The organism is Erwinia sp. L03-1, assembly GCF_058686115.1.
Genome location: NZ_CM178762.1, coordinates 3,967,409 through 3,983,965 on the forward strand (window position 1 = coordinate 3,967,409; position 16,557 = coordinate 3,983,965).

Here is a 16,557-nt window from a genome sequence, read left to right on the forward strand (position 1 = left end):
TCAATGGCCGGCATTTTCGCCGATCCGGCAGTGATAAACAATGCGTTTACCACGCCATTAACCGGGTCGTATCAGCATTTCCCGCTGCGCGCTGAATTTATCGCGGCACTGGCATCCCTCAATATGGTCGTTAATCAGCCCCAGCGCCTGCATCAGCGAATAGGTGGTAACCGGACCAACCCACGTCCAGCCGCGCTTTTTAAGCGCTTTCGACATACGTACTGATTCCGGAGAGGTTTTGGCATTCTTCCACCAGGCAAGGTCGACCGTTAACGGACGTTCCTCCGGGCGGGGCTCGAACTGCCAGAACCAGGTGGCCAGCGATCCGGCCTCATCCACCAGCTCAATCGCGCGCCGGGCGTTGTTAATGGTGGAGAGGATTTTAGCGCGATTGCGCACGATGCCGGGATCTTGCATCAGCCTGGCCACGTCTTCGTCGGTAAACTGCGCCACGGCATGGAAGTCGAAATCGAGAAATGCCCGACGAAAATTTTCGCGCTTATTATAAATCAGCTGCCAGGACATCCCGGAGTGAAAACCTTCCAGACAGACTTTTTCAAACAGCCGTCGGTCATCCACGACCGGGCTGCCCCACTCATTATCATGATAATCAGGCATCGAGGGCTGCCAGTAGCAGCAGACGCGCCCGTCGTCTGTCAGGGTCAGACCGGCCTGTTTCAGATCCTCAAGATAATGCTCGTCCATATATCACTCTCTGGTTGTGCGGAAATAATTGCTCTTTCAGGATAAGCGCCGCCCGCGTACCGATGCTATATCTGACATCCGGTGTAACAACCGCGCCTGGGTTTTTGCACGGAACAACGCTATGTTTTAGTCCATCGGCGGCGTTATGTCAGGGGGCTATACCGCATAACGCCTCATTTATTCAACAAAAAAGGGCCTTTCGGTTATGAGCAATAACGACTATCAACCAGCCAAAGTCTGGTCAGAAAAGAAAGAAGCGGGCGGCACCTGGGGCAGCATCAACCGACCCACTGCGGGTGCGCGCAGTGAAGCTACGCTGCCCACCGGCAGGCATCCTCTGCAACTTTATTCACTGGGAACGCCTAACGGTCAGAAGGTCACTATTCTGCTGGAGGAACTGCTGGCGCTGAACGTTAACGATGCCGAGTATGACGCGCACCTGATCCGCATTGGTGAAGGCGACCAGTTCTGCTCCGGATTTGTGGCGGTCAACCCGAACTCGAAGATCCCGGCGCTGCTGGATGTTTCAACCCTGCCCCCGACCCGCGTATTTGAGTCCGGCGCGATTCTGCTCTATCTGGCAGAGAAATTTGGTCACTTCCTGCCGAAGGACGCGGCCGCCCGCACCGAGACCCTGAACTGGCTGTTCTGGCTCCAGGGCTCGGCCCCTTATCTGGGCGGCGGCTTCGGGCATTTCTACAGCTATGCACCGGTCAAAATTGAATACGCTATCGACCGCTTCACTATGGAAGCGAAGCGCCAGCTCGACGTGCTGGATCGTCAGCTGGCCGAAAACCGCTATATTGCGGGCGAGGAATATACCATCGCCGATATCGCCATCTGGCCGTGGTACGGCGCACTGGTGAAGGGGCAGCTTTATGGTGCGGCGGAGTTCCTGGATGCCGGTTCCTATAAAAATCTGCTGCGCTGGGCCGATGAAGTGGCACAGCGTCCAGCGGTACAGCGCGGCCGCATCGTTAACCGCACCCACGGCGATCCGTCAGAACAGCTGCATGAACGCCACGATGCCTCGGATTTCGATCTGAAAACCCAGGACAAACTGGCACAGTAAGCCGATTAAAACCCGCCGGTGGCGGGTTTTATCACTCGGGCGTGAAGGGTTTCATACCGCCCGCTGAGGGCGCGGATGTTATGCCTGCGCCCGCGTGGGGCGCACCACGATCTCACTGATATCCACCTCCTCTGGCTGCTCAATCGCGTAGCGCACGGCTCTTGCAATTGCCGCGGGCTGAAGCGCAATGGCGCGATATCGCTTCCGCCGCCACGTTATTGATAATACTTTTGCATAAGCACGGCGGCAATGCCGTACAACACCCCTTTGATATTGACATCGACCAACTGCTCCTACTCGTCCCCCTGCGCGACGCCACCATGTTGATCTGAGACTCACCGGGCAGATCACGCAGTTCTGGTTGGGATCGGGATGCGTTTATGACTATCGCAAGATCCATCTGGCCCTGAGCGATAGCGGGCTACAGAGCGGAGTTAACCGGGTCTGACGGCTGGTTAAGAACGAATAATAAAAAAGATCTACGGCAGCTGTGGCGCCAGGCTATACCTTTTCAGGCATTTGTGCTCAGTTGCTGAGACGATCTACCAGATTTGTCAGCGGTTGTTTCTTATCCTTGACCCCATAGGGGGCGTAATACTGATCTGCACCCAATGTGTTGAACCTAACTGCTTTTGGCGTATTGGCAATGAAAATACCGCATGATTCCAGCCAACCAGGAGCCTGTTGCATAATTTCTGGTGCCAGCTCGCTACCGTTCTGTTTGAAAATCAAATACATTTTTGTCAGGCCATCCCCCAGATTTCTGAAAACCGGGGTAGTGCTGATATGTTGATTAGCCAGTAACTCCTGGCACGCTGTCTGTACCCGTTCCGTCCGGACTTGCCAGTCATGTTGTCTGCTATCCACGGTCATAGCCAGAGTAGGTAAATGCCAGTCAACCTGTTGGTATTCTCCACCAGCGAAAACCTGAGAGTTTTGAAAGAACAAGGGTAAAGGGACATCGCGAGGAATAAACTGTAAATGCGGCGTATTTTTATCGGTGCTGGTTTCCAATGGGTTTTGTACCAAAATATCCCCAGCCTGACTGAAATCAGTTAAATACTCGACCATAGTGGTGAAATATTGCGTTTTATTTAAAAAATTGTCGCCAGCACGCAACGTTGACTCTTCGGCAAAAACATCATCGTTATACGTTTTTAGCTCGGTGATCGGCGTTTGATTGAAATATAGCTCGCTATCATCACGCGTTTTACATAATAACAAATTATTTCTTTGCTGTTCTTGCGTAGCACGGTACATGGTAAAATCTGGAGTGATGACTCTCTGTCCAGAAAAATAAGGTTTGGTAGGCTCCTGCTCTATAAAAGTTTGGCCGTTCAATGTAAGCTTTTTGGGTTCAAGTTTGGGATCATTTGGGTAAAAGCGGGTGAGGCATTCCAGATCGGCATATAGCCTGGCGCGGCGATCGGTTTTGTTACCATCATCGATACCCAGTTTATCTAACAGGCGCTTTCTCGGTGCCTGAAGCACTTTCTCGGCAAAATCCAGCGCTCTTTGGTCGCCAAGCAGAACGATCATATAGGGTGACATGCCCCCTGTATCACAGCGCCCTGCCAGAGGGTGAGTCATTTTCTCAATGCTACTGTAGCTATCGCCCGGTACGTCATCCATTTTGATGAACTCGCCGGCTGCTCTGCCCTGGGTCAGACTTGCTGTACGGGGTTCATTGCTTTCTCGCCGGAGCGGCATAAATTGGCCAATCATGGTCCGATAATTATGATTAACCATATTGGATATTTATTCGTTTAGGAAGAAAGGGGCCATCATGGCCCCAGGGAGCCGGGTTCAGGCTGCCAATTGATCGTTTAACAGACGATGAGTAATGAAGTGCTGTAGTAGTGGCGTCTGTTGCTTTTTAATCGTGGTAACCAATTGGCTATCAACCCTGGCCCCGTGTTCATGCAGGAGGGTAACAGCCTGCTTCAGATCGTCTATCATGTAGTAGGTGAAGAGGGATAGCACCTGATGGGTTTCGGGGTGGTTTGCACGTTCAAAGAACTGACTATTATATTCTTCGGCCAACTCTGCCCGGCTGTTGAATAACGCCGTCAGTTCAGGAGACGCATTGCACGCTTTGAGAGATTCGGTACCATCAGTGTAAAAACGTTTAAGGCTCGCGGTGATTTCATTCAGTTTCTCTTTCGACAGCAGGTGTTGGAGGTTGTTGCTGATTTGGATTTCTTGCAAATCACGTTCCAGCGGTTTCCTGAATTGTTCCTTAGTGCGTTCCCGCAATTGGGTTCTGGCAGGAAATGCCTTATTCTCGGAACAATCTGGCTTCAATTGTGCATTCTGATCATAATTCATTAACAGGGGCACAGCAGTGAGCACCTTTTCATGAATGTCTGCTGATGAAAGGTCCAGTTTTGGGATCTTGTCCAGAATTTCAGGTAGGTTATCATAAGTTGACGTCTGTTTATTGAATAACGCCTCGTTGGTAATTTGTACCCCCTGCTCACTGAATTTTGCCACGGTTATTTTTTCTAGTGGTATAAGCGCGTTGGCAGCCAGCTTTTGCCTTATTTGCGAATTAAGGGTTTCTTTTTGTTCTTTTAATGCCTCGATAAATTGTTGGGGGTTCGAATCACGGAATTCACCCAATACGAAACGTTGTAATGTCGTGAGATGCGGGGCTTGATTCAGTTCCCGGGTGGTAAGGAAAGGCTGACACCGGCCAGTACCATGGAATGTCATTAATTCGGCATCGCGCGATTGCGTTTCATCTTTGCTGCTTGCAGATCGGTGGTGCACGATCATTTCGGTACGAATACCCGTTTCAATCGGTGTTGTGCTGTCGGGGTTACGAATAACCACATAGCGGGCTCCCGGTATATGGCTAAATTCTTTTTGCAAGTCGTCCATGGTGGGGAATTTTGTTGCCGCTTCATTTTGCGTAAAACGGATGGTTTTTTCTGTATCGTAGGGGAACGCGGCCAGGCACTGTTCGTTGTTGGCAAGCTCGGTATCTGCGATACGTGTGGTAATGAGTTTATACTCTGCGGCATAATTACTATTGTCAAAGTGATACATCCACTCCCGGTATTTCCCATCGTTTTTACTGGCTGGGTTATTCATAAAACGGAAATTGGAAACTCCCGGGATATCGCCTAACTGAAAAGCGGCTTTAAACAGTTGCAGTGGTGTCAGTTTTGCGTTCAAACAACGTGGGTCGGTAATCTGCGATTTAATATTTTGGGTGGAGAAATCAAGTTTTGCGTAATCGTCTTTTTTTACGGCATGGCTTGCCATTTTTTCATCATAGAATTGTTTAAAATCGGCATAGGTACCCTTCTCGACCTCGCTGGCGGAAACACCATAGGTTCCCCACTCTTTTAACAGTGTGTTGAAAGGTTCTTTCAGATCGTCATCTACGAGCGAAAGGAGATCCTGACGAAGTTGAGCCGTTTTACCGGCTTCTGATAACTGTTTGTATTGGCTCTTTTCAACCTCACTCAAATCGTTAATGGCCTTAAATCGGCCAGGCAATGTGGTACTAAAGCTATACTGGCTAAGAACGGTATTGATCAAGCAAGGATTTTTTATCAATTCCATTGCGTCGCAGTTTGTGATTTTATCTATAAATTTGATACCCATTGCCTCCAGGGAAGGCAAAGCCACCGGTTGTAGTTTCAAATTATTGTTTTTAACCCTCGATAACTGGTAAACGGTCCCTTTGTTTTTATCAATAACAAAACATTCACTGCCTTTGTCAGTCTTTGCCTCGATAACGGCGAAGGGATAATGGGTTGGTGTCAGATGAGTATTACTAATATTAGGCATGCCGATTCACTTAAAAGTCCAAGGGAAATAGGCAGCTTATCTCATTACAATTTTATTTTTCTTTAAAAAAAAGATTATTTCATACTGTGAAGCATCAACGACTACAGCCCGCCTATGTTTGCTCTGGCAGAAATCGCCGGACTACGGAAGGCGTATGATTCATGTCGGTAAGAAAGGTGGCCAGAGAACGCACGTACCCGATTTGCAGGGCAATTTCCAGACGATTATGATCGCCTCTGCTTTTTCAATAAATTCTTTGTCTGCCTCATCAAGATGGAAATAACGTGCCAGCTGAAGCTCATCCGGCTCGCCGATGAAGCGGCCATAGCTTTAAGCCTGCTTAACGGTCAGAAAACTGACAGGCATAATGGCTTCCCTGCCCCCTCTGTCAGGATAGTTGTCACCCCCATCAAAAACTCTAATGGGGCGGTGGGGAAACACCATGAAACGCATTTCGCCCGAACGAAAATCAGCAGCACTGGCTAAATTACTGCCACCTTACAACATGACCGTCACGGCGGTTGCTCAACTGGAAGGAATATCGGAAGCTACCCTCTATAACTGGCGTAATCAGGCAAAAGCAGAGGGGAAACCGGTGCCCGGCGCAGACAAAACCACAGAACAATGGCCAGCGGAAGCCCGTCTGGCTGTCATTGTTGAAACCGCCACGCTCACTGAAACGGAGCTTGCACAATATTGCCGTAAAAAAGGCCTCCACCCTGAGCAGATAAGTCAGTGGAAACAAGGCTTTTTGCAGATGTCTTCACCTGATGATAAAGCCGCACTCAGGCAAAGCCAGAAAGAGATTAAGCAACTCAAACGCGAACTGGTCCGTAAGGAGAAAGCCCTGGCGGAGGCGGCAGCGATACTGGTGCTGCGAAAGCGGTTGCAGGACTATTACGGGGAAACGGACGGGGACGACTGACGCCGGTCCCGGAACGGGCGGCATTAAGTGGTTATGTTCGCGAAGCCATGACAAATGGTGCGCGACTGTCCGTTGCTCTGCGGGAAATCAACCTGAGTGAACGCACCTGGCGGCGATGGCACAAGAGTGCGGAAGACGGGCGGCCGGGGGCAATAAGGCCGGCGCCGGGCAACCGCTTAACGGCAGAGGAAGAGCAGCAGATACTGGCGGTGTGTCATCAGCCGGCATATGCCAGCCTGCCGCCGTCGCAAATCGTGCCACGACTGGCGGATGAGGGGAGATATCTGGCGAGCGAGTCCTTGTTTTACCGGGTGCTGCGGCGGCATGGCGAAGCGCATCGACGGGGGCGGCAGCGGACGGGAGAGAAAGCCCGGCCAGCCACCACCTGGAAAGCGACGAAGCCGAATCAGGTGTGGATGTGGGATATCACCTGGCTCGCCTCAGGGGTGAAAGGGCGCTGGTTTTATCTGTATCTTATCGAAGACCTGTACAGCCGAAAAATCACGGGTTACGAAGTGCATGAGAGCGAAAGCGGAGAACAGGCGGCCGCACTAATCCAGCGCAGCGTGTTGCGGGAACGGTGTTATCGCCAGCCGCTGGTGCTGCATGCGGATAATGGGGCGGCGATGAAGTCGCAGACTCTGCAAGTCAAACTGGCAGAACTGAATATCTCGCCGTCAAACAGCAGGCCACGCGTCAGTAATGATAATGCATATGTGGAGTCACTGTTCCTTACGCTGAAATGTGTACCTCATTGGCTTGAAGGGTGGCTGAAGGTAAACGGCCGGAAGGATCGCTTCCGGCTTAAATTTATTTAGTGATGATAATATCTGGGTACTTTTTTGATTTTATAAAGTCTAAAAAATGTTCATGCCCAAATTCATTTCCGTATTTTTCCATCATGTTAATTGTATTATCGATAAAACTTGATAATTTCTTTAACTCATCGATAGTCACTTGTAACGATATTTCCTGAAGAGATACTAAATCACTGTCTTCATTCTCATATCCGTAGATTTTCATAATACCTCTCATGTTTAGTCTGGTGGTGTCCAACCGTGACTAATCAGCCATTTACGAGCTTTTTTGGTAGGGTTTGGCATACCACGATGCGCATCATGGATACCGCCACTCACATTAGAAGAAGTTCCGTCAGAATAATGTACATGAGCTTCCTGACCAGGAATATGGCCTCTGTCAACGCGCTCTATTTCCCTTGGGGCTTGCCCGCGTTCAACTTCTTTTTGCATTGCACCTGGTGATGACGGTTTGCATTTAGTAAGGCCCAACGGGTCGATCCAACTAAGCGGGTTAGGCGCATACTGATAAAGATTTAGCCCGCCCGCCAGCCCTATCGGGTCCTGACTGATAAACCGCCCTACATCAGGATCATAGTACCTGAAACGGTTATAGTGCAATCCTGTTTCTGCATCATAATACTGTCCCTGAAAGCGCAGCGGCTGATAAACCGGCTCCTCTCCCGCCTGTATGTCCGGATATGACACCTTAAGTGTGTTTCCCCAGACGCGGTAATCAGCTCGCCAGCTGATTTCTCCGCTGATATCGCTTAGTTCACGCGGCATACCCACCTGATCCGTGTGATACCAGTGGATCTCTGCACGATCGGCTGGATCCCCTGCCGTTGTGCTTATCTGCGCCAGTGGCACAAATTCTTTATCATCGTATAACCAGGTTAAGCTGCGCACACCGCGAATTTCACTTAGCAGCCGGTTACCATCCCAGACAAAGTGCGTGATACCAAATCCATCTTTCTTCCAGCTACGGCGCCCAAACGCATCATAGCCATAGGTAGTAGTCTGTCTTATTCCCTGCCGCTTGCTGCGGGCCTCTTCCAGCTGGTGCTCGCCGTTCCAGATGAATTGCTGTTCCGTATGCCGTCCGGTCCGTTTTTCCGTTACGTTGCCGTGTGTATCATATTTCCAGCGTTTATCCTCATACACCCGGATGCGGTTATCATTCACTGACGATTCTGAGTCCTTCGACAGCAGGTTGTGAGCCGGGTCGAATGCAAATCTCTCTTCCCCCGCCCCGGTCAGGCGTCCAATGGCATCGTATTGATAACGATGATCGCCGCTGTATAAGTCAACCATCTGCTGAAGCTGACCATCCTGCCGCCATCCGTACTCTCTCGCCACCTTCAGCTTACCGCCCCGGCCCGCACGCTGGGTGATAAGACGCCCCATTTCATCCCGTACAAATTCAGTATTCAGCGCCCCCTGGCTGCGGCTCACTTCCTGGTGAAGCGCATCCCGGGTGATTTCGCTGATAACCCGCTTATCCAGGTTTATCTGGATAAGGTGCCCACTACCATAGTAGAAATTCCTCAGCTCACGGCCATCCGGCAGAGTGGTCACTGTCCGATTGCCCAGCTCGTCATACTGATGCCGCAGCGTCTGCTCCCTGCCCCGGGTCAGGGTTTTTTCCTCCAGCAGCTGTCCGGCGGCGTCGTAATTAAGTTCCACCCGCCCACCATGATTAATCCCTGCGATTAACCTCCCAAGCCCGTCATAACGGAAGCGCGTGCGCCGCCAGCGCTGAGTTCCCCCTTTCATCACCAGTTTTTCCAGCAGCCTGCCAGCATCATCACGCTGATAATGCGTGTGAATCTCACTGACTGTATCACTGCCATCCCCGTATTCCTTCCGCGAGATCACCCGGTCACTCGCATCATAATCATAACGCGTAATGCGTCCATCAAAGCCGTACTCAGCAATCAGATTGTCCCTGTCGTCGTATTCCATACGATACTGAGCGCCATTCTCATTGGTCAGGATAGACAGGCGGCGTGCCTGATCATAGCAATAGCCGATCCGATGTTTGACCGCATCAATCCGCGCCACCGGCATACCATCCGGAGCAAGCTCCCACCGCGTAGTCTGTCCCGCTGCATCCTTAAAGCCTGTCAGACGCCGCCAGCGGTCATATTCAAATGCTTCACTTGAGCCATCGGCCTTCGTAATATGCACGGGCTGTCCGTCCCGATTATGCTCATAATATGTCAGATTTCCGGCCGCATCGGTCCGCTCTTTCAGCCAGCCATATTTATCGTAAGCATAACCCGTGGTTCGCCCTGAGCAGTCAGTATGTGCGATCAGGAATCCTGCATCATTCCACTGCAGACGCTGTATACCTGCGGCTGCATCCCGGATACGAACCAGGTTACCGGCATCGTCGTGGTTATATTCAGTAATACGCCCAAGTTCATCCATTTCGCGGATCAGGTTACCCGCCACGTCATAGGTAAATTCGCGCAGATTACCCAGCATATCTGTAATACGTACAGGAAGATTCCATACTGGATGATAATCAACCCGGGTCATTTGCCCATCCGGGGCGGTCATCGCCGTGATGTTACCGCGCTCATCATAGCGGTAGCGTGTGCGTCGCCCGGCAGGATCGGTAATCACCAGCGGCTGCCCACGACTATTCAGCTTAAGGCGCGTGTAGCCGCCTGTTGCATTCCTGTATCCTGTCAAATCGTGGTTTTCGTCAAATTCATAGTGGGTTTTACGCCCAATCCCATCCGTAACCTGCGTAGAGTCCGCGTGATACTCAAACAGCCATTCCTCCCCCAGGCTGTTACGATGAGCAATAACCTTTCCTTTTGGGTCAAAGCGGTCGTAATGATAAAAACACGCCAGTTCTCCTGCTAACCGATGAGCAACCATCATATGATTACGATAGCGAAAGTCGCGGACGATCTCGTCCCTGTCATTGCGCACGGCAATCAGATCGCCTTCATCTGAATAATCATAATGACAGAGCGGGTCTGAACGGTGTGGCTCAGATGGATGGCAGCAGGCAACCTCCGTCAGGCGGCTGATAATTTCTCCGGAAGACAAAGTTATCGGGCTGAATGTGATAAGAAACCGCCGCCCGGCGCTGTCTGTAATCTCAACAGGCTGCTGTACCGCGTTATAGGTCAGCCTGAGACTATTACCATGTCTATCTTCAATAGCACTGAGTAGCCAGCGCTGTGAGTCAACCTGTTCGCCGAAAATCCAGTGGCGGCTTCCATCCGCCTCGGAAAGGCGATACTTTCCGGTTTCCGGTTGTGAAAGAGAGAGTTGTTCATAACGATGGAAATAGGCCGGATAACCCGGCTGAACGTCAGGGAAGTCGATTTCACGTCCCTGCTCATCCTTAAAGAGAACAAGTCGGCCTTTTTTTTCAATACTGACAGAAAACGGCAGCGACCAGCCCTGCCCCAGCCAGCCGTTGCCAGTCTCATCTGAAAAATAGCTACGCTGCCATGAGAGGGGAACCGCAGCTGGAAATTCAAAATCTTTATCCTCGTCACCGAAAAGAAGTTTGATGCCGAGCACGGGATTAACGGGATTAGCGACCACAAAACTTGTCTTGCAGGGCCCTGTTTTATGTGAGCCTCCTTTACCCGTGTCACTCCCGCCTTTTTCACTACCGGCTCTTTTGGCTTTTCGTCCTGTTGTGGAGGCTTCAGCTTTTACGGTTTTGGCTTCGGATTTAGCCAGAGCCCGCCCGGTCATTCCGGCGCCTTCTTTTGCAGCGGTTTTCCCAACTTTAGCCACGTCCATCGCTTTACCCGCTTTGGCCGCCAGCTTACCGGCTTTAAATGCCGCCCCGCCGCCCGGTACAAAGTTGGCTGCCGCAGAGGCAGCAGAAAGCGCCGCATTACCGTAATCACCTTCAGCTGTGTAAATAGCCGCATTAGCGCCATCAGCTACCGCCCCGATAACAGGAACGGCACCCAGAACGTCCAGTCCGGTGTGAACCCAGTCCCCATAGTCGCTCCACCAACTTTTCTTTTGGGGTGGATTTGCGCTGCCCGCCTCAACGCTACCTTGCGGTGCCGGGGCATACTGTAGTTTACCAATGGTATTTCCTGTCGCCATATGAGATCCCTGCTACGATGCAGTTTAGTTAAATAATGTTGAAAGACAGATTTATAAAGATCATAGAAAATATGATTAATAGATGCTGAAATAAAAACTCAAATTTTAAATAGAAGTCAGTGCTATTGATGTCTGTAAGCAGTTTATTTGAGGTAAAACAATAACCTCATACTGAAAAGATGGAGCAGATCAACTTAAAGATTATACTTATCCGGCACACCTCAAACAATAAGGTGATAAAATCACACCGCACAGTTAAAAATAAGAACCAGCCTCTCTTTCACTGATAAAGAAAGCAACAGGATTATAAGTTATTTATTAATATTACTCACCGGTAATATAACCGATGAGCATACCAACATCTTTAGAGGAAAAATCAGACGAAATCTAATATGAGGCAGGGGGCCACTTCACGCCTTTTTTTATCGCGAGATCTTTTATCTCTTCAAGTTTAGCGCCTGTTTTTGAATGTACGGAGCCTTCACTTTTTATTGATTTTTCAAGCATGTTTCCAAAACGCCAGCCATTGACTGTTTTCAGGGTTGGATTGGCACCGTGGTTCAATAACCATTCAACCTGATCTAACTGCATACTTGCTAAGGCCTCAATTAAGACATTTTGCCCAAGACTATCTTTCTTATTGATATCAGCTCCACGGGATACAAGCAGTTTTAATACGTTAAAGCTATGGGCAGTTGCCGTATCAAATATGATCGGTGTATCTTCCACAACAGCATTCGGGCTCATTCCACCCTCCAGCAAAGCATTCATATAAGCCGGGCTGTCAGATCGGGCGACAACCTGAGCCACGCTGCCCATATCCGGCACGAGTTGAAGCGGATTGGCCCCCAGCTTAACCATTTCTGAGAGAATTTTAAGCTGATTTTGTTTTTCTCCATAAGCTGTTTGCAGCGTATAAAAAAGCAATGTCATATCCTGTTTCCCTGGCTTGTTCAGATCCGTACCGGGAGCGATTTTTTGGACATTATCCAGGTGGCCCTTCTGAATTTCTTGCGCCAATATCAGCGCATTCCCATTAAAGTAGCTCTCAGGGGAGTTATTCGTCATTTTATTGCATGCCAGTATAAAGACCAATGATGAGATAACAATCGTGGAGGTTATCATTCTCTTGATAATAATCACTAAATCCATTAACACCTCTTAAAATTAATCTTCAAGTCGTATCAGTTTACCAATCCCACCCTTAACCCCGATCGCTAACCTGATTGAACTCCATTCAAAGACAGGCACTTCTCATCCATTGTATTGACATCAATGAGGCGAGTAATATGCTTACTAAATTAGAGGAGGTTAATTATAAAAATCCTTAACGTTTAGCTGGAGGCCATTGCATGCCTTTCTTTGTAGCTAACAAACGCATCTGCTCGATTTTTTTAGAACCTTTGTCACCCGCTGCATGTAAAAAAATAGAAGAGCAATATGATGTTATCGATACCCGGATTATTTAATTAGGTTGTTTTTTCATGCTCTTCAACTCCATTTAAATTAGCACTCTCAATTTGCTGAGTATATATTAATCGGCTTACGCTAAAATACCTTTTTGATTTGCTTTTTTCATTTTATTGCATCCAGCTATACAGCCAATCACAAAATAAATTAAACGGATATAGAAAAATTCTTAAAGTAAGGTGTTTTATTCACGCAAGATCTCTTCTTAATTAAGATAAATAACTGTTCGGAACAGTATATCCCTTCAAATTACCTCACCTCCGAATTGTACGATCTGATCAATCACTAAACTGACCATCATCATCAACAGACTGAGCAATACCGATATAGTGCTAATCCCCAGTAACGAACGCCGACTGATGCAGAGATATCAAGAGATTAACTCCCCACACCCATTGAGGGTAAGAATGGTCCTGTAAAGCATATTACTACTTATCCCTACGCATTATTTGGTTCGACACAGTGAATAGTTTGGATTGAAAATTATCATATTCAGTGGGCTGACGGAGGCCACTCCATACCATGCGCAATACCTTTATCAATAATTTCTTGAATTTTTTTATCCACTTTTTTATCACCGCCTAACTTTTTTTGTGCTGACAGGAGCTGTTTAGAGAAAGACCAACCGCTATTCGTCTCAGTCAATCGCGGATCGGCTCCCTTATCCAGTAACCAGCTAACTGCATCAAGCTGGATACCATCAAGTGCAGCCATCAAAGCTGTAGCTCCCAGAGAATCTCTTTGATTAACATCAGCCCCATTTTTCAACAACAAATCCATTGTGGGGATTCTTTCATCATCAGCAGCAACCATAATAACAGGTGTGTTCATTATTTTCACATTTGGGCTCATGCCGCCCTTTAGCAAGGCCTGCATAAATACAGGACTATCTGCACGTGCAGCCACTCCAGCAACACTACCCACATCAGGGACCCGTTGTAGTGGATTAGCACCTAACCTCACAAGTTCTGAAATAATATTCAACCGGGAAGCGTCTTTATCTGATGCTGATTGTAAAGCATAGAAAAGCAATGTCATATCCTGCCTGCCGGGTTTATTTAAATCTGTTTGTTCGACATCTTTTTTTATCGCATCAACATTACTGTCATATATATCCTGAGCAAGTGTTAGCTGTGTTCCATGGAAAAAATTTTCCGGTGGATATTTTTTCATTGCATGACATCCTGAAACTAAGAAAAACATTATTAAAGCGCTCAACACCTGATTTTTTTTTATTTTTTTCAATATGCCGGTTAATTGTTTAAGCATAATAACCCTTATTGAGAAATCAATAGCGTCTCATCCGATTTTTTTTCCAGCTCAATGCAGTGAATAGCTTGTTTAGCATCGTGCATATCAATTTTACTGCCCGTCCCACCCTCCATATCATGGCGGATACCAACCGATTTTGGCGACGTTACTATCCCTACCCCCATTGCGCCTAATCCCATAACGCCCAAACCAGTAATAATTGCTGCACCTCCCCAGAACCCTGGTTCCTGGATGGAAGTGAGTATTTCCCCTTTCACGCGATATGCGATGATATTTTCCCCCTGCTTCGGTGTGATTATTTTCCCACCGTATTTTTCAACTGTAGTTGATTTTAATCCCGCAGAATTATAAGTCCAGCCAGGTTTGCCACTTGCTCTGGATGAAGCGGAAGCAAGGCCTCCTCCAAGCGAATGACCCACAGTATCTACAGGTGCTGAAGAACGTTCTATCCTGTTACCTATCCTCACAGCTTGCTTGTAATATTCTGATTTTGTGCCCACTCCCTGTTGCAGGTTATTTTTCCAGTCCACCACTTCTTCCATGCGTGTGCCGCGGAAAACGACTGAGGCTGACATATCCTTATCGAAAACTTTTTCATCAGGGACATAGACTCTTGATCTAAAACCGGGTTGCCCCTCTATCTGCAGGTTTTCAGGTGTTAAATTAAATTTTGCTAAAGCCTTAGGATCTTCACTAACATCACTCCAACCTTCTGGGATAGGTGGCATAGGTTTTGATGAATCGCGTGGTTCATAGACATAATCTGCAAGTTTTGCTTTTTCAATCCCAGTGTTATTCAGCTCAAGGCGTTCTGCAGCGGCACGAATCTTTAGATCGCTGCTCTGTTTTCCCTTCGCTATCAGCCCCCTACGACGTTCCCATGCTTCATGTTTTGTCAGCGGCCCGCCACGGCCACCCGTTGCTTTGCCATTCATGGCAAAAAGATCGCTAACACGATTTAAAGGATGTCCACCAATCCAGGTATCCGGGCTGTGTTCTATTGGCCAGCAGTCTCCTTCAACCGTGCCGCTAACAACACCTTTGTTGATTCCGGCCGCATCACCTATTGTGATGGGAATAAAGCTTTGATCATAAACAAAAGCAGGGTGTCCATTGAAGCTCACAGAATCCACCGTACTTTTTGCAGGAGCAAGCGTAGTAGTGACCGGATACGGAACCGGAGTTGGTATACCCGGTGTAAAACAGAGATCCGGTGCCATTCCCACAACTTTATAGCTCCCGTCCTTACGGGCAGCATAATTCTCAGCCACGCGTTTTTTCCTCCTTAATTTTGCCTGTCAGGCCTGGCGGTAAAGGTACAAACTCGCTGGAGTGAGGATCGTTATTAAGCCGGGCTGCGGTAACCAGTTGCTGTTGCCTTTCATCGGATGCGATAAACCGGAGTTCGGTTATTACTGGTGCCATAAGTTCTGATATCACCACCCGGTAGCTACAGTGCACTTTTCGTGACGGCAGATCGATAACCAGCGTATCCAGAATCATATCTTTTGCCACTCCAGCGCCCTTCTCTGTTGTGACAAATACAAAAAGTGATTCTACGGCTACGTTAAGGTCGATTTGCTGATTAGCCACTTCGCTGGCTGCAATCAGATAGCGAAGCCTGATCGGTACTGATTTGAGTGGTTCTGGAAAGGGGAACTGCATAAATGGATGCGCGCCACACCAGTAGTCATAGGTAAAATCATCTGGTAACAAAGGATGCCGTTCCTTTTGCCATTTCAGGTCGTAGCTTCCGGCATATTCAATACGCCCCTGCCATCCACGCCCATAAAATCCAAATCCGGCGGGCTGCATCACGCGATCAATCTTTTCGACAGGATGAGTAACCCATTCAATTTGAGGAGCGGGCAGCTGTTGTGCTTTGCTCTTCTTTAGCAGTTCAGGAGGAAACCATCCCATACCAACCGTATTAGCCGGGGAGGCAATAACGTCTTTACCTTCTGTAGGGTAAAATCCTCCCGGAGCATATTCATAGCGTAAATCAAGGGAAGCGACAGGCTGTGCATCACTGAGCTGCCAGCTGGTAATCATTTTTCGCCACTCGCGTGGCCCGGTAATTTTAATCAGTCGGGTAAAGTCTCCTACCTGAATGCCAGCGGTAAATGTCTTTACAGGTTTATCACCAGGTGCCCAGGCGGTAGCATTAATTATTACGTCCAGGCGAGGTTTAAAAGGCGCCAAATCACTTTCGAAGCGCGTACTGCTACGCCCGATTTCTCCAAAGTAGCAGTCCTGCTCAACCAGTCCCCCCTGGTCCTGGCATAGCTTCAGACCACCACTCTGAATATCCATATCATAGCTGAGACGTGCCACCACGGTGGAGAAGCCATGATCGTGCGGATCTAAAGAGTCAAACATCAGGGCGGGGAATGCCGTCAGATTCTTGAAGTTTTCCATAA

General features: G+C 48.6%; 10 protein-coding genes and 3 pseudogenes. 2 read left to right on the forward strand and 11 right to left on the reverse strand.

Annotated features, from left to right (window positions below):
* Window positions 1-57: 57 nt before the first annotated feature.
* Entirely contained in the window at window positions 58-705 is a 648-nt protein-coding gene (locus AC4PCC_RS18185) for a DNA-3-methyladenine glycosylase I (RefSeq protein ID WP_345830381.1), read from the reverse strand.
* A 205-nt stretch (window positions 706-910) separates the two neighbouring features.
* On the opposite strand from AC4PCC_RS18185, the gene yghU reads away from it, so the two are divergent.
* Window positions 911-1,777, forward strand: a complete 867-nt coding sequence (gene yghU / locus AC4PCC_RS18190) for a glutathione-dependent disulfide-bond oxidoreductase (protein ID WP_492125457.1) — start codon at window positions 911-913, stop codon at window positions 1,775-1,777.
* Window positions 1,778-1,855: 78 nt separating this feature from the next.
* Here yghU and AC4PCC_RS18195 read toward each other — a convergent pair.
* The 4 genes and pseudogenes from AC4PCC_RS18195 to AC4PCC_RS18210 all read right to left on the reverse strand — a co-directional run.
* Window positions 1,856-1,975, reverse strand: a pseudogene (locus tag AC4PCC_RS18195) (oxidoreductase); the annotation flags it as partial.
* A 327-nt stretch (window positions 1,976-2,302) separates the two neighbouring features.
* Complete coding sequence (locus AC4PCC_RS18200; RefSeq protein ID WP_492125458.1) at window positions 2,303-3,526, reverse strand: hypothetical protein; 1,224 nt, start codon at window positions 3,524-3,526, stop codon at window positions 2,303-2,305.
* A gap of 57 nt (window positions 3,527-3,583) precedes the next feature.
* Complete coding sequence (locus tag AC4PCC_RS18205) at window positions 3,584-5,578, reverse strand: hypothetical protein (RefSeq protein ID WP_492125459.1); 1,995 nt, start codon at window positions 5,576-5,578, stop codon at window positions 3,584-3,586.
* Window positions 5,579-5,696: 118 nt separating this feature from the next.
* Window positions 5,697-5,893: pseudogene (locus tag AC4PCC_RS18210) on the reverse strand (DUF4158 domain-containing protein); the annotation flags it as partial.
* 127 nt (window positions 5,894-6,020) lie between these two features.
* Here AC4PCC_RS18210 and AC4PCC_RS18215 point away from each other — a divergent pair.
* A pseudogene (locus AC4PCC_RS18215) lies at window positions 6,021-7,267 on the forward strand (IS3 family transposase); the annotation flags it as partial.
* A 46-nt stretch (window positions 7,268-7,313) separates the two neighbouring features.
* On the opposite strand, the gene AC4PCC_RS18220 reads toward AC4PCC_RS18215, so the two are convergent.
* The 6 genes from AC4PCC_RS18220 to AC4PCC_RS18245 form a co-directional block, all read right to left on the reverse strand.
* Window positions 7,314-7,526 carry a hypothetical protein gene (locus AC4PCC_RS18220; protein WP_492125460.1) on the reverse strand — a complete coding sequence of 71 codons (213 nt, stop codon included), beginning with the start codon at window positions 7,524-7,526 and terminating at the stop codon, window positions 7,314-7,316.
* Window positions 7,527-7,540: 14 nt separating this feature from the next.
* Window positions 7,541-11,395, reverse strand: a complete 3,855-nt coding sequence (locus AC4PCC_RS18225; RefSeq protein ID WP_492125461.1) for an RHS repeat-associated core domain-containing protein — start codon at window positions 11,393-11,395, stop codon at window positions 7,541-7,543.
* A 387-nt stretch (window positions 11,396-11,782) separates the two neighbouring features.
* Complete coding sequence (locus AC4PCC_RS18230; RefSeq protein ID WP_492125462.1) at window positions 11,783-12,547, reverse strand: ankyrin repeat domain-containing protein; 765 nt, start codon at window positions 12,545-12,547, stop codon at window positions 11,783-11,785.
* An 810-nt stretch (window positions 12,548-13,357) separates the two neighbouring features.
* Window positions 13,358-14,134: an ankyrin repeat domain-containing protein gene (locus tag AC4PCC_RS18235; RefSeq protein WP_492125463.1), complete on the reverse strand. Its 777-nt coding sequence runs from the start codon at window positions 14,132-14,134 to the stop codon at window positions 13,358-13,360.
* An 8-nt stretch (window positions 14,135-14,142) separates the two neighbouring features.
* A complete protein-coding gene (locus AC4PCC_RS18240) occupies window positions 14,143-15,408 on the reverse strand; it encodes a DUF4150 domain-containing protein (protein ID WP_067706878.1) in 1,266 nt (421 codons plus the stop codon).
* Complete coding sequence (locus AC4PCC_RS18245; protein WP_492125464.1) at window positions 15,401-16,555, reverse strand: DUF2169 family type VI secretion system accessory protein; 1,155 nt, start codon at window positions 16,553-16,555, stop codon at window positions 15,401-15,403. The genes AC4PCC_RS18240 and AC4PCC_RS18245 overlap by 8 nt, the downstream gene beginning before the upstream one ends.
* Window positions 16,556-16,557: the final 2 nt, after the last annotated feature.